At 60.3% G+C, this 19,743-nt stretch carries 20 protein-coding genes and 1 pseudogene; 5 read left to right on the forward strand and 16 right to left on the reverse strand.

The features are described from left to right. Window positions 1–6: 6 nt before the first annotated feature. Genes mhpC through ABLV52_RS24210 form a run of 3 tightly spaced genes read right to left on the reverse strand, consistent with a single transcriptional unit; the run spans window position 7 to window position 3,501 of the window. Entirely contained in the window at window positions 7–873 is an 867-nt protein-coding gene (gene mhpC, locus ABLV52_RS24200) for a 2-hydroxy-6-oxonona-2,4-dienedioate hydrolase (protein WP_348891018.1), read from the reverse strand. 17 nt (window positions 874–890) lie between these two features. Continuing rightward, window positions 891–1,835: a 2,3-dihydroxyphenylpropionate/2,3-dihydroxicinnamic acid 1,2-dioxygenase gene (gene mhpB / locus ABLV52_RS24205; protein WP_023290064.1), complete on the reverse strand. Its 945-nt coding sequence runs from the start codon at window positions 1,833–1,835 to the stop codon at window positions 891–893. Window position 1,836: 1 nt separating this feature from the next. Then, the gene (locus ABLV52_RS24210; protein WP_049014417.1) at window positions 1,837–3,501 is read right to left on the reverse strand and encodes a bifunctional 3-(3-hydroxy-phenyl)propionate/3-hydroxycinnamic acid hydroxylase; all 1,665 of its coding nucleotides are present in this window, start codon (window positions 3,499–3,501) and stop codon (window positions 1,837–1,839) included. A 177-nt stretch (window positions 3,502–3,678) separates the two neighbouring features. On the opposite strand from ABLV52_RS24210, the gene ABLV52_RS24215 reads away from it, so the two are divergent. Beyond that, a complete protein-coding gene (locus tag ABLV52_RS24215; RefSeq protein ID WP_348891019.1) occupies window positions 3,679–4,491 on the forward strand; it encodes a DNA-binding transcriptional regulator in 813 nt (270 codons plus the stop codon). Window positions 4,492–4,578: 87 nt separating this feature from the next. Here ABLV52_RS24215 and ABLV52_RS24220 read toward each other — a convergent pair whose 3' ends face one another. The 3 genes from ABLV52_RS24220 to ABLV52_RS24230 form a co-directional block, all read right to left on the reverse strand. Then, window positions 4,579–5,415 (reverse strand): shikimate dehydrogenase, encoded by an 837-nt coding sequence (locus ABLV52_RS24220; RefSeq protein ID WP_117145466.1) that lies wholly within the window; start codon window positions 5,413–5,415, stop codon window positions 4,579–4,581. Window positions 5,416–5,430: 15 nt separating this feature from the next. Continuing rightward, window positions 5,431–6,753 (reverse strand): MFS transporter, encoded by a 1,323-nt coding sequence (locus ABLV52_RS24225; protein ID WP_023290068.1) that lies wholly within the window; start codon window positions 6,751–6,753, stop codon window positions 5,431–5,433. A 71-nt stretch (window positions 6,754–6,824) separates the two neighbouring features. Then, window positions 6,825–8,678, reverse strand: a complete 1,854-nt coding sequence (locus tag ABLV52_RS24230; protein ID WP_348891020.1) for a TIM barrel protein — start codon at window positions 8,676–8,678, stop codon at window positions 6,825–6,827. A gap of 126 nt (window positions 8,679–8,804) precedes the next feature. On the opposite strand from ABLV52_RS24230, the gene ABLV52_RS24235 reads away from it, so the two are divergent. Then, window positions 8,805–9,443 (forward strand): TetR/AcrR family transcriptional regulator, encoded by a 639-nt coding sequence (locus ABLV52_RS24235; protein WP_023290070.1) that lies wholly within the window; start codon window positions 8,805–8,807, stop codon window positions 9,441–9,443. Between the two features lie 17 nt (window positions 9,444–9,460). Here ABLV52_RS24235 and fumD read toward each other — a convergent pair whose 3' ends face one another. Both fumD and ABLV52_RS24245 read right to left on the reverse strand, forming a co-directional pair. Then, the gene (fumD, locus tag ABLV52_RS24240) at window positions 9,461–9,673 is read right to left on the reverse strand and encodes a fumarate hydratase FumD (protein WP_004203074.1); all 213 of its coding nucleotides are present in this window, start codon (window positions 9,671–9,673) and stop codon (window positions 9,461–9,463) included. Window positions 9,674–9,909: 236 nt separating this feature from the next. Beyond that, window positions 9,910–10,041, reverse strand: a complete 132-nt coding sequence (locus tag ABLV52_RS24245) for a hypothetical protein (protein WP_032428887.1) — start codon at window positions 10,039–10,041, stop codon at window positions 9,910–9,912. A gap of 137 nt (window positions 10,042–10,178) precedes the next feature. On the opposite strand from ABLV52_RS24245, the gene pykF reads away from it, so the two are divergent. Further along, window positions 10,179–11,591 (forward strand): pyruvate kinase PykF, encoded by a 1,413-nt coding sequence (pykF, locus tag ABLV52_RS24250; RefSeq protein WP_023290071.1) that lies wholly within the window; start codon window positions 10,179–10,181, stop codon window positions 11,589–11,591. Window positions 11,592–11,904: 313 nt separating this feature from the next. Then, complete coding sequence (locus ABLV52_RS24255) at window positions 11,905–12,141, forward strand: major outer membrane lipoprotein (protein WP_002908860.1); 237 nt, start codon at window positions 11,905–11,907, stop codon at window positions 12,139–12,141. Window positions 12,142–12,202: 61 nt separating this feature from the next. Here the strand turns inward: ABLV52_RS24255 and ABLV52_RS24260 are convergent, their stop codons facing one another. From ABLV52_RS24260 to ABLV52_RS24295, 8 genes are all read right to left on the reverse strand, one after another. After that, a complete protein-coding gene (locus ABLV52_RS24260; RefSeq protein ID WP_023290072.1) occupies window positions 12,203–13,189 on the reverse strand; it encodes a L,D-transpeptidase family protein in 987 nt (328 codons plus the stop codon). Window positions 13,190–13,288: 99 nt separating this feature from the next. Beyond that, window positions 13,289–13,705, reverse strand: a complete 417-nt coding sequence (gene sufE, locus ABLV52_RS24265) for a cysteine desulfuration protein SufE (RefSeq protein ID WP_023290073.1) — start codon at window positions 13,703–13,705, stop codon at window positions 13,289–13,291. An 11-nt stretch (window positions 13,706–13,716) separates the two neighbouring features. Beyond that, entirely contained in the window at window positions 13,717–14,937 is a 1,221-nt protein-coding gene (gene sufS, locus ABLV52_RS24270; RefSeq protein WP_348891021.1) for a cysteine desulfurase SufS, read from the reverse strand. Continuing rightward, window positions 14,934–16,208, reverse strand: coding sequence for a Fe-S cluster assembly protein SufD (gene sufD, locus ABLV52_RS24275; protein WP_101861722.1), 1,275 nt, complete (start codon window positions 16,206–16,208; stop codon window positions 14,934–14,936). Before sufD ends, sufS begins: the two co-directional genes overlap by 4 nt. Continuing rightward, window positions 16,183–16,929 (reverse strand): Fe-S cluster assembly ATPase SufC, encoded by a 747-nt coding sequence (gene sufC / locus ABLV52_RS24280; protein WP_032453238.1) that lies wholly within the window; start codon window positions 16,927–16,929, stop codon window positions 16,183–16,185. Before sufC ends, sufD begins: the two co-directional genes overlap by 26 nt. A gap of 16 nt (window positions 16,930–16,945) precedes the next feature. After that, window positions 16,946–18,433: a Fe-S cluster assembly protein SufB gene (sufB, locus tag ABLV52_RS24285; protein WP_348891022.1), complete on the reverse strand. Its 1,488-nt coding sequence runs from the start codon at window positions 18,431–18,433 to the stop codon at window positions 16,946–16,948. Window positions 18,434–18,435: 2 nt separating this feature from the next. Further along, on the reverse strand, window positions 18,436–18,813 hold the full coding sequence (sufA, locus tag ABLV52_RS24290) for a Fe-S cluster assembly scaffold SufA (protein WP_004143232.1): 378 nt from the start codon (window positions 18,811–18,813) through the stop codon (window positions 18,436–18,438). 480 nt (window positions 18,814–19,293) lie between these two features. Next, window positions 19,294–19,491 (reverse strand): hypothetical protein, encoded by a 198-nt coding sequence (locus ABLV52_RS24295; RefSeq protein ID WP_004203090.1) that lies wholly within the window; start codon window positions 19,489–19,491, stop codon window positions 19,294–19,296. On the opposite strand from ABLV52_RS24295, the pseudogene ABLV52_RS24300 reads away from it, so the two are divergent. After that, window positions 19,490–19,579 (forward strand): annotated as a pseudogene (locus tag ABLV52_RS24300) (hypothetical protein); the annotation flags it as partial. The gene ABLV52_RS24295 and the pseudogene ABLV52_RS24300 sit on opposite strands and share 2 nt — an antisense overlap. Window positions 19,580–19,743: the final 164 nt, after the last annotated feature.

Here is a 19,743-nt window from a genome sequence, read left to right on the forward strand (position 1 = left end):
CACTCCTTAAGCCCGTGCGAGGAAATTGAGCACCAGCTGATTAAAACTGTCGGCATGTTCCCACTGCGCCCAGTGGCCGCAGTCGCGGTAAATATGCAGCTCAGAGCCGGCGATCCCGGCGAGCAGGCGTAGTCCGGCGTCCATCGGCACGAAGCGGTCATTGCGTCCCCAGACGATGAGAGTTTGCGCAGCGATCTCGCCGAGCCGCGGGCCAAAGTCAGGGAATTGTTTCGGGTTGGCTTCGAGGCTCTTGACGAAGTTGTCCAGATGGTCGCGGCGCGACAGAATATTGTTCAGCCGCGCCTCGAACAGCGCGTCGGTGAGGTCACGGGTGTCGAAGACGAAAATGCTCATCATCTTCTTCAGGTTTTCAATGGTCGGCTCGCGGTACAGGGCGTTCAGCAGTTTGATGCCTTCCGTCGGCATCGGCGTGAACAGGCTCATGCCGCCGGTTCCCCCGCCCATCAGCACCAGCTTCGCCACCCGCTCCGGCCAGCTCAGGGTGAAGGCCACCGCGCTGTGACCGCCCATCGAGTTGCCCAGCAGATGGACTTTATCGATCCCCAGCTGATCGACCACGCTTTTCAAAATGCGGGCGTTGAGATCCGAACGCGAACCGCTGTTGACGATCGAATCGCTCTTCCCCCACCCCGGACAGTCCAGGAGCAGCACGCGATAGCCCGCCTCGACCAGCGGGTCAATGTTGCGGCTGAAGTTGGCCCAGCCGGTGGCCCCCGGCCCGGAGCCGTGCAGCATCACCACGGTCTCTTCCCCGTCGCCGCAGTCATTGATATGGATGCGCAGCGTGCGGCCTCCCTCGTCGACGTTGAGGAATCGGCTGGTGGCGTCTTGGGTTTGCGGTTGATAGCTCATGTTAGTCTCCCGGTTAATCAAATCTCGGTGGTGGCGCTCAGCGAGCCGAATCCGGCGATCCACTCGGGGATCGGCCGGTAATAGCGGCCTTCGCTGCGCCAGCGGCCAAAAGCGGATAGCGCGGCAAAGGCGGCCACCCAGGTCTTAATTTCGTGCGTCGATTTGCCGGCCATCGCCGACAGCTCGTCGTTGCCGATCGCGTCCAGTTCGCTCAGCCGCCCCTGCTCCAGCAGGCTCATAAAGCGGTTGTCCCAGACCGGGTTGAGGGGATGGAGCGAGCGCTGGTCTTCGGTAAACCGCCGGGCGGCGCTGATCACCCGCTGCTGGCGCAGCTCGCGTTCGTCCGGCGGCAGCTGTTTGCCGCTGCCGAGCAGGCGGTCGCGCAGATGGGCGTCCGCCTTCGCCAGCTCCGGCACCGGCGGCTGGTGCGAAAGCCCGCCAGAGCCGAGGATCAGCACCCGCTTATTGAGGGTGTTGAGGAAGCGGCCCATCGCCTCGCCCAGCAGCCGGGTGCGTTGAAACCCCGGCAGCGGCGCGGCGACGCCGTTAATAAACACCGGCAGCACCGGCAGGCGATCCAGCCCACCCAGCAAAAACTCCAGCGGCTGGGCGAAGCCATGGTCCACCTGCATGTTGTACGACACCGCCAGGTCGATACCGCTGTTGATCACGGCGTGGGCGCAGGCTTCCGCCAGCTCGGTGGGCACCGGCAGGTCGCCGGCGGCGCTGGCGAAGTCGCCGATGGCGGTGGCGCCGACGCCCAGGCAGAACGGCGGCATCACGTCATAGAAAAAACCGTTGTAGTGATCGGGGGCGAAGAGCACCACCAGCTCGGGATCGAATTCAGCGATCCGCCGCCGGGCGTCGGCAATCACCCCGTTCACCTCATCGAGGACCGCCTGCTCCGGGTCAACGAATCCCACCAGCGGGGTGTGCGACAGGCAGTGTAAATAGGCATGCATATCAGGCCACCTTCTCTTCAGCGTGGCCGGTATCCCCGGCCGCAAGGGTCATTTTTTCCGCCAGGGCGGTCAGCTGCGCGCCGAGGGTTTGCGGGATAGCGAGGGCGGCGACAAAGCGGTCCGGCCTGACCACGGCGATGGCGGTGTTATGTTGCGCAAACCAGCTCTTCAGACGGTTTTGCTTATCCCCCACCCGCAGCGTGCCCGGGACGTTATCCTGCTCGCGATGGATCTGCACCTCCGGCACGACCTGGATAAAGCGCACCCCTATCGCGCGCCAGCGGGCGATCTGCCCGGCGTCGAGCCCCCACTGCGGGTTGCAGCCCCAGCCGATAATGGCGAAATTCGCCCCGATAACCTCATCGAGCAGGAGACTCTCGCCGTTCTCCAGCGTCACCTGGGGTTGAATAAACATTTTGCCCACCGGCGAGGCTTTGCCTGCGCCGTCGGTCAGCAGCGCCCCTTCGCGATACTGCGGCATCGGCTTAAAACGCATTTCGAGGAAGTAACGTTTCACCGGCGGCAGGTAGTTCAGCAGCCAGGAGAGGCCATCGCGCGCCGCGCCCTGCCAGCGCTTCGGCGGCGCCAGCACGTGACCGGCGGTGACCGACAGATCAATCATCGCCTTCGCGTGGTCGCGACGCTCCTGCTGGTAGCTGTCAAGCAGCGCCTCTCCCGCTTTGCCGTTGACCACCAGCGCCAGCTTCCACGCCAGGTTGAAGGCGTCACGCATGCCGCTGTTGTATCCCTGGCCCTGCCAGACCGGCATGATGTGCGCGGCGTCGCCGGCCAGCAGCACCCGGTCAATGCGAAAGCGCTCGGCAAGGCGCGCGTTATGGGTGTAGACCCGCTGGCGGATCAGCTCGACGCGATCCGGGTCCGGCAGCACTTTGCTCAGCAGACGGCGCATATTGTGCGGCTCGCTGAGCTGGGCTTCGGTTTCCCCGGGCATCACCATAAATTCAAAGCGGCGCACGCCGTGGGGCAGCGCGGCGGAAACGTAGGGCCGCACCGGGTCGCAGCACAGGTAGACGTGCGGGGTGGCCAGCGGATCGTTGGCGATATCGATGACGATCCACTGGTTCGGCGCGGTCTTGCCTTCGAAAGGGACGTTCAGCGTGCGGCGAATAAAGCTGGCGCCGCCGTCGCAGGCCACCAGCCAGTCAGCGCGCACTGTCTCCCGCTCGCCGTCCGGTCCTTTAATATTTAACGTGACACCGTCACTGCTCTGGCTAAAGGCTTCCACCTCGCGGGAGAAGAGGCAACGGACCTGCGGGAAACGCTGCAGGCCGTGATACATCACCGCATCCACCTGCGGCTGAATAAAGGCATTGCGCCGCGACCAGCCAAACTCATCGGTCATCGGCTGGATGTCGGCAAAGCAGCGGCCCTTCGGGGTCAGAAAGCGCATGGCGTGCCACGGCGTGGTGTGCGGCAGCACGTCATCCACCAGCCCCACCGCCTGCATCGCCCGCAGCGATTCATCGTCAATACCGATGGCCCGCGGGTAATCGATCAGTTTGTCGAGCTTTTCCACCAGCAGCACGCTGATGCCCATCTGGCCAAGGTAGTTGGCCATCATCAGGCCTACCGGACCGGCGCCGGCAATGGCGACCTGGGCGGTATGCTGCACGGCGGGTTGAATATCGGGTGTAGATGTTGTCATTCTTAGCGACCTCACGACTCGGAAACTGCCCGGCTGACAGGCAATTTGTTAATCATGTGTAAACGTATTTTTATAATGGGCTGAGTATAGGGCGGGTGTTTTCGGCTACAATCAAAACATCGCTGAATGTGCACCAGGTGCACATCTCTGTTTATAAAGCGTTTTAAGGAAGGATTTATGCGTGGTGATGGGGCCACTGAGTACAAAACGGTGCGCGGATTAAGCCGGGGTTTATTGTTATTAAAATTGTTAAATAAATTCGACGGCGGCGCGACGCCCGGCCTGCTGGCGGAGTTTAGCGGCCTGCATCGCACCACCGTGCGCCGGCTGCTGGAGACGCTGCAGGAGGAAGGTTTTGTCCGCCGCAGCCGCTCCGATGACAGCTTTCGTCTGACCATTAACGTCCGCCAGCTGAGCGACGGATTTCGTGACGAACATTGGATTTCTGCCCTCGCCACGCCGCTGCTCGGGGAGCTGCTGCGCGAGGTCCAGTGGCCGACGGATATCACCACCCTCGACGTCGACGCCATGGTGGTGCGCGAAACCACCCACCGCTTCAGTCGGCTGTCGTTTCACCGGGCGATGGTCGGACGGCGGCTGCCGCTGCTGCTCACCGCCTCCGGTCTGACGTGGCTGGCCTTTGCCCCCGACGCGGAGCGCGACGCCATACTCAGCATGCTGGCCGCCCGTCCGGAAGCGGAATATCAGCTGGCTCGCGAACCGGAACGGCTGGCGGCGATCCTCGCCCGCACCCGCCAGAACGGCTATGGCGAAAATTTCCGCGGCTGGCGGCAGGAGGAGAAAATCGCCTCTATCGCCGTGCCGGTCTGCAGCCAGCAGCGGGTCATCGGCTGCCTCAACCTGGTCTATATCGCCAGCGCCATGACCATTGAGCAGGCGGCGCAGAAGCATCTCTCCGCGCTGCAGAGGGTGGCGGGCCAGATAGAAGCCCGCATGGAGGATGAAGAAGTGTGGTACGAAATGCCCTGAACGTCCGCTGGCGTGTGAGAAACCGCCTGCAGATAACGTGATGATAAAGCCGGCCACACTGCGCGGTGCGGCCGGATGGGCGTCGCGTCAGTAGCGAATTTCCGCCAGCGCCCGCAGCTGTTCGGGGGTGGCTACCGGCAGGTCGAAAAAGCGCAGATAGGCAGGGATCATTTCAAACAGCATGTCGGTCCCGCGCTGGATGTGGCACTGTCGCGCCTGGGCGGCTCTCAGCAACGGAGTATACTCCTGGGTCATCACCACCTCCCCCACCCAGGTGCCTGGCGCCAGACGGTCTACGTCCAGCGGCAGCGGATCGCTGACCTTCATTCCCAGCGGCGTGGCGTTGACCACCAGCTCGTGTCCGGCAGGATCGTGCTGCATCAGAGTGATATCGAGCTGGGGATAGTGCTGATGCAGCCGTCCAGCGAGAGCGTGCGCCACCTCGGGACGGGTATCGTACAGGGTCAGGGCGCTGACCCCTGCAGCCGCAAGGGAGGCGGCGATAGCCGACCCCACCCCGCCGCTGCCGACCACCAGCGCCCGCGTCCCCACAGGCTGAAATCCCTTACGGCGCAGGCCCAGCACAAAGCCGTCGCCATCGAACATGTCCCCGGAGAGGCTGCCGTCCGCCTCGCGACGGATGGCGTTGCAGGCGCCGGCGATAGCCGCCGTCGGGCTCAGGCGTTGCACCAGATCGCAGGTGGCGATTTTATGCGGCATCGTCACCAGCGCGCCGATGATATTGGTCATCGTAAACAGCGGCGGAATAAACGCGGCATAGTCCTCCGGCCTGACGCCCATTGGCACCACCTTCACGTCCACCTGCTGGTCGACAAACCACGGGTTGTAGATCATCGGCGCCTTAAAACTGGCGGTCGGATAGCCAAGATGCGCTATCAGCCGCGTATTCCCACTAATCACCATGCCTTGCTCCTTTGCTTACTGCGATAACTCGATACGTTTGACGTCGCCGAGGATAAACAGATAGGCCGCCACGCCCAGCAGCGCGGCGCCGCCGATGTAGATCAACGCGTAGAAGAAATTGCCGAACCCGGCGACGATAAAGCCGATCACCAGCGGGGTGAGGATCCCCGCGAGGTTGGCGCAAAAGTTGAACAGGCCGCCGGTGAGCCCGCCCAGCCCCTTCGGGGCGATGTCGGAGATCAGCGTCCAGCCGAGGCCCACCATCCCCTGGCCAAAAAAGGCAAACGACATCACCAGGATCACCGCCAGGTCGCTCTGCAGCCAGTTGGCGGAGATGATGCAGCTGGCCATCAGCAGGCCGGCGACGATCGGCAGCTTACGCCCCAGGTTGGCCGACCCGGTGGCTTTGAGCAGCTTGTCGGAGATCCAGCCGCCAAACATCACCCCGCCGGCGGCGGCGACAAACGGCAGGATGGAAAAGAAACCGACCTTCAGCCACGGCATATGGCGTTCGGTGGCCAGCCAGGTGGGAAACCAGGTGAGAAAGAACACCAGCACCGTATTGCCGGCAAACTGGCCGATACTGGCGCCGATGATCTGACGTTTGCTCAGCAGCTGGCGGACCAGCGGCCAGCTGAACGCCACCTGCTGGTCGGCTGGGGCGCTCAGGCCGCCGCCGTTTTCGATATGCTCGCGCTCCTGCTGGCTGAGACGAGGGTCTTCATGCGGTTCGCGGTAGCAGCGCCACCACACCAGGGCGAAAAGAATGCCGACCACGCCGACGCTGACGAACAGCACCCGCCAGCCGAAGCCGTCCATGATCCAGAACAGCAGCGGGGCAAAGCAGGCCAGCCCGAGGTATTCCCCCACGGTGTACACCGCCGTGGCCTTCGCGCGCTCCTGCTGCGGGAACCAGGCGCTGACCACCCGACTGTTCACCGGAAAGCACGGCGCTTCGCTGACGCCAAGCCCGAAACGGCACAGCAGCAGCGTCTTCAGCCCCACCGCCATGCCGTGGAACAGGGTAAACAGCGACCACAGGGTCAGCGACAGAAAATAGGTCACTTTGTTGCCAAAACGGTCGAGAAACAGTCCGCCGGGGATCTGCGCCAGAGCGTAGGTCCAGGCGAAAGCGGAGAAGAGGATCCCCATGAGCGCAGGGTCGATCCCCAGCTCACCGGTCAGCTTTGGGGCGGCGATCCCCAGCACGGTGCGATCGAGGTAGTTGATCATGGTGCCGATGGCCAGCAGCGCAAGAATGCCGATGCGCCGCCGGGAGCGGCGCGCGGTGACGGCTGGCTGGGCGGCGGCCGTCGGGTTAGGGCTATATGAGCTCATAGTCGGTTCCTGTCTCGGGTACAGAGGGTGTTGTTATTGTGTTTCAGGCATAATGAACCATTTGATTCAGGCTAACAATACTGCATCGCCGCCAGACGAACGGCCGCATTCGCCGCGCCATAGAGCGCGTAGCCTGCCCGTCGTTCGGTTAATTCAAAGAAGAAGCGCCCGGCGATGAAGGGCCGGATATACAGATGCAGGAACGCTCCGCCCTGCGGATCGCGGTCGTAGAGGAGCTGCCGCCGCTGGAGCTGCCCGACGTCCAGCTCGCCGCCAAAGCGCGCCAGCAGATCGTCATAGTAATTGGCCGGGATTGGCAGCGCATGATCGGCAACCGCGGCGAGCTGGTCGCAGGTGGCCGGCAGATCGCGGCAGGCAAAGGCGGCATGCTGCAGCCCCGCCCCCTGGTAGCAGGCGACCGAGCGGGCGATCTGCGTCGCCCGGCTCTGGGAGATATTCAGCGCCAGGCGGATCTCCCCCTGCGGGCTGCGCACCGCCAGACTACGCACCAGCCCATAGGGATCCGGCAGCGTCTGCTCATGTTCGAGCGTAAAACCAAACACCGTGCGGAAGAACATCACCCAGTTGTCGCGGCTGTCGGCTTCCATCCCCAGCGCCAGATGGTCGATGCCGAGGTAATCTTCGCGCACCGTCACGCCATCGCGCAGGAGAAAGTCGCGCTCGTAGATCGCCTCCCCGGCATCGATGAGATAGACCAGGCTGCCGTCAGGGGCGCAGATCGCCGGGATCGGCGTTTCGTTCGGCCCGGCGTCGCCCTGCCAGGTGGCATACCCCAGCGCGCGGGCGCGAGCGACAATCGGCGCGCTGCTGTCGACCCGCAGCGCCATCGCGCAGAGCGATACCCCGTGGCGTTGATAAAAGTGATCGGCCCAGCTGTGCGGCTGATGGTTAATCACGATCCGCGCCCCGCCGTTGCGCCACAGCGTGACCTGTTTGGAGCGGTGGCTTCCCTCGTGCTGAAAACCCAGCGCCTGCAGGTGCTGCCCCAGGCGCTGCGCCTCGGCGACGCTGGCGGCGAATTCGATAAACTCCAGCCCGTGACAGACTGGCGGTGGCGGCGGTGAAAACAGATCGGCATCGCACGCCGGGAGCCGGCGACGAGTCTGCTCCTCCAGCCACAGCAGCGAACGATAGCCATCTTTGGCCGTCGCGCCGTTCGGCGAGGCGCGAAAACCGTCATTAAAGATCTCCAGCGACCAGGGGCCGCGATAGCCGCAGCGGGTGATCTGCTCGGCAAACGCCTCCAGCGGCAGCTCCCCCTGCCCGGGGAAGCAGCGGAAATGGCGACTCCACTCCAGGAGATCCATTTTCATATACGGCGCATCGGCGAGCTGAACGAAGGTGATTTTCTCCACCGGCACCGATGGCAGCGCGTCGAGGGTGTCGCCCCGGGCCAGGATATGGAAGCTGTCGAGCACCAGGCCCAGCGCCGGGCTGTCCACCCGCTGCACCCGCTCCCAGGCCTGCTGCCAGCGGTTCACATGGGTTCCCCAGGCCAACGCCTCATAGCCGATAGCGATCCCCTCCTCTTCCGCCAGCGTGGCCAGCGCCCGCAGGTCCGCCACCTGCAGTTCGCTATCCGCCGAGCAGTCCGGCTGCACATTGCTGCACAGCAGCAGCGTGTCGCAGCCCAGCTCGCGCATCAGCGCAAATTTGCGTCTGGCGCGGGCCATATTGGCCGCAAACTGCGCCCGGCTGGCGCCTTCAAAATCGCGAAAGGGTTGAAAAAGCGTGATTTTTAACCCTAAATCGGCGGCCAGCTGGCGGATTTCCGCCGGCGTCCCCGTATAATAGAGCAGATCGTTCTCGAAAATTTCCACACCCTGATACCCCGCCGCCGCAATAGCGTGCAGCTTCTCTGGCAGGGTGCCGGAAATCGAAACGGTGGCGATAGAGCGCAGCATAAGGTCCTCGGGTCAACAGCTGACGTGAGCCTTGAATATGTATCATTTGGTTCATTTGCGCCATACCAGGTTGCTAAATTGTGATCATTATGTGTATTTTTTGTCACCCAAGAAAAAGGAGTTGCCATGACCGCCGTTGCTCATGATGAAGCACAATCTCTGAAGGAGCGGATCTTCAGCGCCGCTATCGCCGTCTTTGCCGAACACGGGCTGTCAGGCGCCCGCATGGAGCAGATCGCCACCGAGGCGCAGACCACCAAGCGCATGGTGGTCTACTACTTCAAAAGCAAAGAGCAGCTCTATCAGGAGGTGCTGCAGCATGTGTATGCGCGGATCCGCGAAACCGAGCAGCAGCTGGGGCTGGAGAATGTGCCGCCGGTAGAGGCGCTGGTGCGGCTGGTGCGCTGGAGCGTGCGCTATCACGCCACCCACGCGGACTATATGCGGGTGATTTGCATGGAGAACATGCAGCGCGGCAAGTGGCTGAAGACCTCGGGAGAGCTGAAGCCGCTGAATCGTACCGCCCTGTCGATTCTGGAAGACATTTTGCAGCGCGGCCAGCAGCAGGGGGTCTTTCAGGCGGGGCTGGAAGCGCGCGATGTGCACCGGTTAATCAGCAGCTTTAGCTTTTATCAGGTGTCGAATTTCTACACCTTCAGCAGTCTGTACCTTGACGATCCTCTGCCCGCCATTGACGATGAAGCGATGGTGGCCCACCACTGCGACATTGCCGTCCGGGCGGTGGTCCGCTTCGTGATTTCCTGACCCGCCGGCGAAAGGCGTCAGTGTCCGGAGAGGGCGTGAATGACCTTCGCCATTGCCTCCTCGGTGAGCGGTGAACGCTGGATTTTGCTGTTCGCCAGCGAGGTGCGCAGCACGCCGGCGATGACAATGTGTTTCGGCTCCTGGCCAAGGTCACGCATCTCCAGCACCACTTTGCCCACCACGCGGCACATTTCCTGGTACAACTCGTCGTCTTTCGCTTTATTTCCCATTGAGTCTGGCTCGCATTTTCTCATTATCAATCAAACCATTATTGATAGATTTTTCCGGCAACGCAAATCATCCTCCCGTTACCGGGTCAATGGCGCATTTTACCGCCTGATGACGGGAGAAAATTCCCTTTCCGCCGCCCCTTTTCATCCCGCCTGTTGAAAAAATGTGTTGCATAGTTTTATGCATAACGTGCCGGTTTTGTTACGCGTTTTGTCCATAATTTGAAACGAGGTTTTTATTTTCCTTTTTGATTTCGCCAGCGTATAATGCGCTTCGATTCTTTCTTGAATGGTTTCAGCGCATTGGACTGCATGATAAAACGCATAACACCTTGCCACATTTCATGGGCTGAACCGCCAGCACACATTCTTCTGCACGCTTCGGGGTTGTCACCTATCCTTAGGGCGTGGCTTAGCAACTTTCGTAATACAGGTTTGGCTCCCCGGCAGTGCGCCCGCGGAGCGAGAATTCCATATCCTTCACAACTTAAAGACTAAAACTGTCATGAAAAAGACCAAAATTGTTTGCACCATCGGTCCGAAAACCGAATCTGAAGAGATGCTGACCAAAATGCTGGAAGCCGGCATGAACGTGATGCGTCTGAACTTCTCCCACGGTGACTATGCGGAACACGGTCAGCGCATCCAGAACCTGCGCAATGTGATGAGCAAAACCGGTAAGAAAGCCGCTATTCTGCTGGACACCAAAGGACCGGAAATTCGTACCATCAAGCTGGAAGGCGGCAACGACGTCTCCCTGAAAGCGGGCCAGACTTTCACCTTCACCACCGATAAATCGGTCATCGGCAACAGCGAAATCGTTGCGGTAACCTATGAAGGCTTCACCTCTGACCTGAGCGTCGGCAACACCGTTCTGGTGGACGATGGCCTGATCGGCATGGAAGTGACCGCTATCGAAGGCAACAAAGTTATCTGTAAAGTGCTAAACAACGGCGACCTTGGCGAGAACAAAGGCGTGAACCTGCCGGGCGTCTCTATCGCCCTGCCGGCGCTGGCGGAAAAAGACAAACAGGACCTGATCTTCGGTTGCGAACAGGGCGTGGACTTCGTCGCGGCCTCCTTCATCCGTAAGCGTTCCGACGTCGTCGAGATCCGTGAGCACCTGAAAGCCCACGGCGGCGAAAACATCCAGATCATCTCCAAAATCGAAAACCAGGAAGGCCTGAACAACTTCGACGAAATCCTCGAAGCCTCTGACGGCATCATGGTTGCTCGTGGCGACATGGGCGTTGAGATCCCGGTTGAAGAAGTTATCTTCGCGCAGAAAATGATCATCGAAAAATGTATCCGCGCGCGCAAAGTGGTTATCACCGCGACCCAGATGCTGGACTCCATGATCAAAAACCCACGTCCGACCCGCGCTGAAGCCGGCGACGTGGCCAACGCCATCCTCGACGGCACCGATGCGGTAATGCTGTCCGGCGAATCGGCGAAAGGTAAATACCCGCTGGAAGCGGTCACCATCATGGCGACCATCTGCGAACGTACCGACCGCGTCATGACCAGCCGTCTGGATTTCAACAACGACAACCGTAAACTGCGCATCACCGAAGCGGTGTGCCGCGGCGCGGTAGAAACCGCTGAGAAACTGGAAGCGCCGCTGATCGTGGTCGCCACCCAGGGCGGTAAATCCGCACGCGCTGTGCGCAAATACTTCCCGGATGCCACCATCCTGGCGCTGACCACCAACGAAACCACTGCTCGCCAGCTGGTGCTGAGCAAGGGCGTTGTGCCGCAGCTGGTGGAAGAGATTGCCTCTACGGATGATTTCTATCACCTGGGTAAAGATCTGGCGCTGAAGAGCGGCCTCGCGCGCAAAGGCGACGTGGTGGTGATGGTCTCTGGCGCATTAGTCCCGAGCGGCACCACTAATACCGCTTCCGTGCACGTGCTGTAATAATTTACAGGTTAATTGGTTTTTTTTTAATAAAGCGCCTCTCGGGGCGCTTTTTTTTATTCATCGACTAGCTCTTCCTATTAAAAATGCAAATCGGAATTTACTATTTAATAAGAGATTATCTAAGATGAATCCGATGGAAGCGTGCTGTTTTCACTCGCCTTTTTCAGCGATTTTGACCAATTCGATGCTTCTTTGAGCGAACGATCAAAAATAAGTGCGTTCAGGTAAAAAAAATATTCTCATCCCAAAAAAGTTTGTGTAATACTTGTAACGCTACATGGAGATTAACTCAATCTAGAGGGTATTAATAATGAATCGTACTAAACTGGTACTGGGCGCGGTAATCCTGGGTTCTACTCTGCTGGCTGGTTGCTCCAGCAATGCTAAAATCGATCAGCTGTCTTCTGACGTTCAGACTCTGAACGCTAAAGTTGACCAGCTGAGCAACGACGTGAACGCAATGCGTTCCGACGTTCAGGCTGCTAAAGACGACGCAGCTCGCGCTAACCAGCGTCTGGACAACCAGGCTCACTCTTACCGTAAGTAAGAGTTCTGGTAATAAAAATGGCGCACTCTGTGCGCCATTTTTTTTGCCCTCGCGCTGAGGGCTACTGGGTGAGCAGGCCGTTGTCAGACGAACTGTTCTGCGCCGACAGCGACGTCGCCGCGCTACCCGCCCCCGTCGATACCACCACCGGATAGCCCGCCCTTCTCGACATCGCTTTTTTCAGCTGCAGGTCATCCACCGCTTTATCCTCTGCGAAGGCGTGAAACGCCGCTGGCAGCGTGTAAGCGATGGTCCGGGTGTTTTCCCCTTCCGTTTGCGACAGCGGCCTGTGGACCTCTACATAACGTTTACCATCCGGCTCGACGGCAAACTTCACCGGCTGATTGATGATCCGCACCGGCGTCCCGGTTTTCACCTGACTGAACAGCGCCTTGATGTCATCGGCGTTCATCCGCATACAGCCCGAGCTGACGCGCAGCCCAACGCTGTCCGGCGCGTTAGTCCCGTGGATGAGATATTCGCCGTTACCGTAGGCCAGACGCAGCGCATAGCGGCCCAGCGGGTTATTCGGACCGGCCGGCACCACCGCCGGGAGCGTCACCCCTTTCTCCAGCGAGCGCGCGCGGATGCCGGCGGTCGGTGTCCAGGTCGGGTTAGGGATCTTCTGCCCGACGCGGGTGGTCATCTCCGGCGTTTCCAGCCCTAACTGGCCGATGCCCAGGGGATAAACCTGGACCTGATTCTCTCCCGGCGGGAAGTAGTACAGCCGCAGCTCCGCGAGGTTGACGACAATCCCCTCCCGCGGCACGTCGGGCAGCAGCATCTGAGAAGGGATCAGCACCTGGGTCCCGGGCTTCGGCTGCACCGGCGCGATGGTATCGTTGGCTTCAAGGATCAGCATCGCCGCGGTATCGAAATGGCGGGCAATCGCCTGCAGGTTGCGATCGCTCTCCTGAACCGTCCAGTACTGGTTCTGGCCAATCAGCCGGCTGTTGGCCGGAGGCAGCGGGTAATCGACGGCCCAGGCGGCCGGGGTGGCGCCAAGGGCGCCGAGAAGGGCTAAAGCGATCATCGTTTTGCGTTTCATACTGAGATTCCTTCTTTCGCTGATAAAACGCCAGGAGACTGAACGGCGGCAGGGTCAGCGCCCTGCCGGACGTAACAGAATGAAATCTACCTGTTTATTCTAGCTAATATTTGCGGCTTTCGCGCGTATCGCGCGGATCATGGCTTCGAGGCCCTGCGAGCGGGAGGGGGTAAGATGCTGGGTGAGGGCCATTTTTTCAAACCATGGGCGGACGTCAAACTCGGTGATGTCCTGGGCGGTCATCCGGTCATAAAGGATAAATACCACCGCAATCAGCCCTTTGACAATCGCCGCATCGCTGTCGCCGCGCAGGGTGACAACGCCGGAAGGATCCTGCGCCATCACGATCCACACCTGGCTTTGACAGCCCTGAATAATGTTCTGCGGGCTGTGCTCCTCGGCGCTCAGCGGCGGCAGCCGCTGGCCCAGCTCAATGATATAGAGATACTTCTCTTCCCAGTTGGCGCAACGGCTAAAATTGCGCAACAGTTTGTCTTTGTCCGGTAATGCCGCCATCGTCACGTCCTTTACCCTAATAGTTTGCGGATCCGCTGGAGGCCGGCCACCAGGCGGTCCACCTCTTCCGTGGTATTGTACATCGCCAGCGACGCCCGACACATGGCCGGTACCTGATAGCGGGCCATCAGCGGCATGGCGCAGTGATGCCCGGTCCGCACGGCGATCCCGTAGTTATCGAGGAAGCTGCCGACGTCATAGGCGTGATGCTGGCCGAGGTTAAAGGCAATCACCCCTTTACGCTGCGCCGGACCATAGAGGATCAGATCCGGCACCGCGCGCAGGGCCTCCCGCGCGTAGCGCATCAGCGTCTGCTCGTATTCGGCGATCTGGGTCAGTCCCAGCTGGCTGACATAGCTCAGCGCCGCGCCGAGGCCAATGATCCCCCCGGTATTCGGCGTGCCGGCCTCAAAGCGCCACGGCGCCAGGTTCCAGGTGGTGCCCTCCGTCAGGCTGACGGTGGCGATCATCGACCCGCCCCCTTCCCATGGCGCCATTGTCTGCAGCAGCTCGGCCCGGGCGTAGAGCACGCCGATCCCGGTCGGGCCGTACAGTTTATGGCCGGAGAAGACATAAAAATCGCAGCCCAGCGCCTGAACGTCCACCGGGTGGTGCATCACCGCCTGGGCGCCGTCCACCAGCACTTTCGCGCCATGCTGATGCGCAAGGGCAATCAGCGCCGACAGCGGGTTTTCCGTCCCCAGCACGTTGGAGACTTCGGTTATCGCCAGCAGGCGGGTACGCTGGTCAAACAGCCCGGGAACCACGTCCAGCTGCAGGGTGCCGTCCGGGTTGAGGGGGATTACCCGCAGCTCAGCCCCTACCCTGGCGCAGAGCATCTGCCACGGTACGATGTTGGCGTGGTGCTCCATCTCGCTGATGATGATGTTATCCCCGGCGCCGACGTTGGCGTTTCCCCAGCTGTTGGCCACCAGGTTAATGCCCTCGGTGGTGCCGCGCACGAATACCAGCTCCTCCGCCGAGCCGGCGTTAAGGAAGATGGCCGCCTGCTGGCGCACTGCCTCCATCCGCGCGGTGGCTTCCGCGCTGAGGGTATGGATCCCACGATGCACCGCCGCGTAGCCGTGGCGATAGAATTCCGCTTCGGCGCCAATCACTGCCTCCGGTTTCTGGGCGCTGGCGGCGCTGTCAAGATAGACCAGCGGCTGGCCGTTGACCTCCCGGCTCAGTACCGGAAAATCGGCGCGAACCCGTTCTACTGAAAATGTCATGCTGTGCCTCCCGGCAAACGCTCTCCAATCCGCGCCAGCACCTGCTCTCTGAGCGCGTCGCTGCGGATAGCTTCGGTAAGCTCGGCGGCGAAGGCGTAGAGGATCATCTGCTGCGCCGCCTGCTGTTCAATCCCGCGCGAGCGCAGATAGAACAGCTGTTCTTCGTCAATGCGCCCTACCGTCGCCCCGTGGCTGCATTTCACGTCATCGGCGTAAATCTCCAGCTGCGGTTTGGTGTCGACCTCCGCCAGCCGCCCGAGCAGCAGATTGTTGTTGGTCATCTGGCCGTCGGTTTTCAGCGCATGCGGCGCGACGTTGATCAGCCCGTTAAACACCGCCCGGCCCTTATCGCTGACAATGGTTTTATGCAGCTGGCGGCTGGTGCAGTACCCCACCTGGTGGTCCAGCCAGGTGCGGCTGTCGCAGACCTCATTTTTCACCGGCATCGCCAGCGAGTTAAGACGCAGGTCGCTGTTTTCGCCGCCCAGACGCGTGCTGGTGTGATGACGCAGCACCTGACCGCCAAGCAGGAAACTGCTGCTGAAAGCCGAGGCGTCGCGGCCCAGCAGCAGGTCGTTATGGGCGAAGTGGTAGCTGTGCGCGTTCTCGAACGCCAGCTTGATGTGCTGCAGGCGCGCGTTGTCCGCCACCGTCATGGTCAGCCGCCCGCCGGTGAAGTGCGGTTGCTCATCAAGGCTAAGATAGTGCTCGATAATCGTCGCCTCCGCCCCGCTCTCCAGCGCCAGGTGGTGACGATAGTGAGCGGTATTCAGCGCATCGCCGGCCAGGCCGCGGGTGATATGCATCAGCAGCAGCGGCTTATCCAGGCGGCGGTTGCGCGGCACGCGCAGGCGGGTCACCGTCTGCGCCAGGCTTTCGGTCAGATGGAGAAACACCTCCGGCTGGAGGGCATCCGGCAGATGCTGGCGCTGGTTATCGACACTGACCTCCACGCCGCTGGCGGCGAGATCGTCGCTCAGCTCAGGATGATAGCGACCGTCGATAAACACCAGTCGCCAGGCGTCCAGCGGCAGCGCCAGCGCGTCACGCTGTTCGGCGCTGATCGACGCTCCCTCATCGGCGACGAAGCGGCCGTTAATCAGCGCGTCCAGCGGGGTGTATTTCCAGTCCTCCTGCTTGCGCGTCGGCAGACCCAGGCGCAACAGCTGCTGCAGATGCTGGCTGGCCTCCGGCGTACGCTGGTCGCCCTGCGCTTCAAACAGATGGTGCCACTGCTGCAGCGCATTACTGCTGTTCGGTAAGCCAGCCATAGCCCTGCTCCTCCAGCTGTTTGACGAGAGTGAAATCCCCCGACTTCACAATCCGCCCCTGATACAGCACATGGACATAGTCCGGCTTGATATAGTCAAGGATGCGCTGATAGTGAGTGACGATGATGAAGGCGCGTTTGCCGTCGCGCAGCGCGTTCACGCCCTGGGAGACGATTTTCAGGGCATCGATGTCGAGCCCGGAATCCGATTCATCGAGAATGCACAACTCCGGCTCAAGCACCGCCATCTGCAGAATGTCGTTGCGCTTTTTCTCGCCGCCGGAGAAACCCACGTTCACCGAACGGGTCAGCAGATCTTCCGGCATCTGCAGCAACCTGATTTTCTCTTCCATTAAATCCTGAAAGTCGAAGCGATCCAGCGGCTCCTGGCCGCGATAGCTGCGCACGGCATTCAGCGCGGTCTGCAGGAAGAACTGGTTGCTGACGCCGGGGATCTCCACCGGATACTGGAAGGCCATAAAGATGCCTTCCCCGGCGCGATCTTCCGGGGCGAGCTCCAGCAGGTTTTTGCCCTTAAATTCGACGCTGCCGCCGGTGACCTCGTAATCTTCGCGCCCGGCCAGGGTGGCCGAAAGCGTACTTTTCCCCGAGCCGTTCGGCCCCATAATGGCGTGGACCTCCCCCGGACGCACCTCAAGGTTCAGCCCGCGCAGGATCGCTTTATCTTCGACGGCGACGTGTAAATCTTGAATACTTAACATCTTTTTTCCTTAATTATCAGCCGACGCTATGCTCAAGGCTAATGGCCAGCAATTTTTGCGCTTCGACGGCGAACTCCAGCGGCAGTTCGGAGAAGACGTCTTTACAGAAGCCGTTGACGATCATCGAGATGGCATCGTCTTCGCTGATCCCGCGCTGCAGGCAGTAGAACAGCTGGTCCTCACCGATCCGCGAGGTGGTCGCTTCGTGCTCCAGCTGGGCGCTGTTGTTGCGACATTCCACATACGGGAAGGTATGCGCCCCGCAGTCCGGGCCGATCAGCATCGAATCGCACTGGGTGAAGTTGCGGGCGTTGGTCGCGGTCGGCATGATTTTGACCAGCCCGCGATAGCTGTTCTGGCTGTGTCCGGCGGAGATCCCTTTCGAGATGATGGTCGAGCGGGTGTTCTTGCCGATATGGATCATTTTGGTGCCGGTGTCCGCCTGCTGATGGCCGCTGGTCAGCGCCACCGAAAAGAATTCGCCGATCGAGTTATCGCCGCGCAGGATGCAGCTGGGGTATTTCCAGGTGATGGCCGAGCCGGTTTCCGACTGGGTCCATGACATTTTGCTGTTCTCCCCTTCGCACAGGGCGCGTTTGGTGACAAAGTTGAGGATCCCGCCGGTGTTGTTATCCCCCGGGAACCAGTTCTGCACCGTGGAGTATTTCACTTCCGCGTCTTTATGGATGATGACTTCCACCACCGCGGCGTGCAGCTGATAGCTGTCGCGCACCGGCGCCGAGCAGCCTTCAATGTAGCTGACGTAGCTGCCTTCATCGGCCACCAGAATGGTACGTTCGAACTGGCCGGTCTTTTCGGCGTTGATGCGGAAATAGGTCGACAGCTCCATCGGACAGCGGACGCCCTTCGGCACATAGATAAAGGTGCCATCCGAAGCCACCGCGGCGTTCAGCGCGGCAAAGAAGTTGTCATTGCCCGGCACCACGGTCCCCAGATACTTTTTCACCAGTTCCGGATGGTCGTGGATCGCCTCGCCGAAAGAGCAGAAGATGATCCCCTGCTCCGCCAGCTTTTCACGGTAGGTGGTCGCCACCGACACCGAGTCGAATATCGCGTCCACCGCCACCTCGCGCCCTTCGCGCACCGGCACGCCCAGCTGGTTAAAGGCTTCTTCCACCTCGCTGGTCAGGAAGGTGTGGGCCCCGGTCTGCTGCACCGCGCCGGGCTCGGAGGCGCAGGTCTCATCGCAGTTGCCGCAGGAGGGGGCGGAATAGTAGCTGTAATCCTGATAATTCAGCTTATCGTAATGCGCCTTCAGCCAGTGCGGCTCTTCCATCTCCAGCCACGCCCGGTAGGCATTGAGCCGGAACTCCAGCATCCACTGCGGCTCATTGCGGCGGGCGGAGATGGCGCGAACCACCTCTTCATTAATGCCTTTGGCCAGCTCATCGGTCTGCAGGCGAGTGAAAAAGCCCTCTTTATAATTGAGCGGGCCGCCGGTCCAGGTTTTGACATCGTCTGTTGCTTCAGTATTACGCGACATAGTTACTCCGCCTGCACCCCAAAACTTTCGCCGCAGCCGCACTCGTGCTGCGCTTTCGGGTTATGAAATTTAAAGATTTCATTTAAACCTTCCCGGACGTAATCCAGCTCCGTGCCGTCAATGAACGGCATCGCCTGCAGCGGCGCAAACAGCTTCGCCCCGTCAGATTCAAAGAGCAGATCGTCTGGCGCCGGCTCGGCAATCATTTCGAGCACATAGCCAAAACCGGCGCAGCCGCTGGTTTTGATACCCAGCCGTAGCCCCTTTTTATCCGGCTGCTTACGCATCAGATCGCGAATATGCGCGGCAGCGGCCGGCGTCATGGTCAGTCCCTGCCAGCTGAAATCGGCGGGATTAAAGGTTCCTGCTTGTACTTCCATCGATAGACCTCCAGGTTGGCGCCATCAAGGCATACCGCCATGTTAGTGATAATGATTATCACTTCAACCCTTCTCCAGCAGGGGTATTGCCTCATTTAGCGCTTTTTATAAGCATAGACCCTTGCCCGGGGATTATCAGGGTACGCAAGTGGAACCTAATCATATGATTTATAATATGTTATTCTGATATTGTTCTGTTACCGCACGCAATGGCAAAGATGTATCGAAAATACCGATTTATGCGATAGCAGCAGACCACCTTCCTGATTCACCCTGGCGCAGAAACGGAAAAAGTGACGGCGTCACTAAGCGGCCATGCGCGCTGAACAGGCGCTGGCCTGCGGAATGAGAAAGCGTGAGAAGAAAGCGTCAAGGCGCGACGCTTTCGGCAGGGGCGGTCGCGGCCTGGCGGGGACGTGGCCGCGATCGGGGGGGATGTAAACCGCGATGAAACAGGTAGTCAGGAAGGCTATCGGTTGGCTAGGTCCCTTTTCTCACCAGGCGGGCGGCCTGGACAAAGACCTCATCCTCCACCCCATCCCCCTTCTGTCTGCCCAGCCGCACCAGCTCATCCACGATACTCCCCTGATTAATCTGCTTTTGGGTCGCCACTAAGCTAATGACCGCCGCGCCGATAGCCATGCCAATCAATGCCGTTTGTTCATCTTTATCTTTCATGGTGTCGCTCCGTCTGTCCTCCTCAGAAAGGCTAGCAAAAGATAGCCACTGCTCCATTTCAAATTCACTTTCTTTACGCCTGCTGGAAAAGGCAGGCGCCGAATTGACCACGCTTCCTTGCTATGGCGATAGCGCATAACGCTGTCGCACCACGTCGGGTCTTTTATTTGGCCGAATTCACGCGTCGCGGAAATAAATAAAAATAACGCGCGTGCCTGAGGCAAAAAAAAGAAATAACCCTTTAAGCGACGA

The sequence above is a fragment of the Klebsiella sp. GB_Kp056 genome, assembly GCF_040064755.1.
GTDB classification, from domain to species: Bacteria; Pseudomonadota; Gammaproteobacteria; order Enterobacterales; family Enterobacteriaceae; genus Klebsiella; species Klebsiella quasipneumoniae.

What these genes read in the sequence shown, in the direction of transcription:
- mhpC (WP_348891018.1), bottom strand. Translation starts at nt 873, where the DNA reads ATGAGCTATCAACCGCAAACCCAAGACGCCACCAGCCGATTCCTCAAC.
- mhpB (WP_023290064.1), bottom strand. Translation starts at nt 1,835, where the DNA reads ATGCATGCCTATTTACACTGCCTGTCGCACACCCCGCTGGTGGGATTC.
- ABLV52_RS24210 (WP_049014417.1), bottom strand. Translation starts at nt 3,501, where the DNA reads ATGACAACATCTACACCCGATATTCAACCCGCCGTGCAGCATACCGCC.
- ABLV52_RS24215 (WP_348891019.1), top strand. Translation starts at nt 3,679, where the DNA reads ATGCGTGGTGATGGGGCCACTGAGTACAAAACGGTGCGCGGATTAAGC.
- ABLV52_RS24220 (WP_117145466.1), bottom strand. Translation starts at nt 5,415, where the DNA reads ATGGTGATTAGTGGGAATACGCGGCTGATAGCGCATCTTGGCTATCCG.
- ABLV52_RS24225 (WP_023290068.1), bottom strand. Translation starts at nt 6,753, where the DNA reads ATGAGCTCATATAGCCCTAACCCGACGGCCGCCGCCCAGCCAGCCGTC.
- ABLV52_RS24230 (WP_348891020.1), bottom strand. Translation starts at nt 8,678, where the DNA reads ATGCTGCGCTCTATCGCCACCGTTTCGATTTCCGGCACCCTGCCAGAG.
- ABLV52_RS24235 (WP_023290070.1), top strand. Translation starts at nt 8,805, where the DNA reads ATGACCGCCGTTGCTCATGATGAAGCACAATCTCTGAAGGAGCGGATC.
- fumD (WP_004203074.1), bottom strand. Translation starts at nt 9,673, where the DNA reads ATGGGAAATAAAGCGAAAGACGACGAGTTGTACCAGGAAATGTGCCGC.
- ABLV52_RS24245 (WP_032428887.1), bottom strand. Translation starts at nt 10,041, where the DNA reads ATGTGTGCTGGCGGTTCAGCCCATGAAATGTGGCAAGGTGTTATGCGT.
- pykF (WP_023290071.1), top strand. Translation starts at nt 10,179, where the DNA reads ATGAAAAAGACCAAAATTGTTTGCACCATCGGTCCGAAAACCGAATCT.
- ABLV52_RS24255 (WP_002908860.1), top strand. Translation starts at nt 11,905, where the DNA reads ATGAATCGTACTAAACTGGTACTGGGCGCGGTAATCCTGGGTTCTACT.
- ABLV52_RS24260 (WP_023290072.1), bottom strand. Translation starts at nt 13,189, where the DNA reads ATGAAACGCAAAACGATGATCGCTTTAGCCCTTCTCGGCGCCCTTGGC.
- sufE (WP_023290073.1), bottom strand. Translation starts at nt 13,705, where the DNA reads ATGGCGGCATTACCGGACAAAGACAAACTGTTGCGCAATTTTAGCCGT.
- sufS (WP_348891021.1), bottom strand. Translation starts at nt 14,937, where the DNA reads ATGACATTTTCAGTAGAACGGGTTCGCGCCGATTTTCCGGTACTGAGC.
- sufD (WP_101861722.1), bottom strand. Translation starts at nt 16,208, where the DNA reads ATGGCTGGCTTACCGAACAGCAGTAATGCGCTGCAGCAGTGGCACCAT.
- sufC (WP_032453238.1), bottom strand. Translation starts at nt 16,929, where the DNA reads ATGTTAAGTATTCAAGATTTACACGTCGCCGTCGAAGATAAAGCGATC.
- sufB (WP_348891022.1), bottom strand. Translation starts at nt 18,433, where the DNA reads ATGTCGCGTAATACTGAAGCAACAGACGATGTCAAAACCTGGACCGGC.
- sufA (WP_004143232.1), bottom strand. Translation starts at nt 18,813, where the DNA reads ATGGAAGTACAAGCAGGAACCTTTAATCCCGCCGATTTCAGCTGGCAG.
- ABLV52_RS24295 (WP_004203090.1), bottom strand. Translation starts at nt 19,491, where the DNA reads ATGAAAGATAAAGATGAACAAACGGCATTGATTGGCATGGCTATCGGC.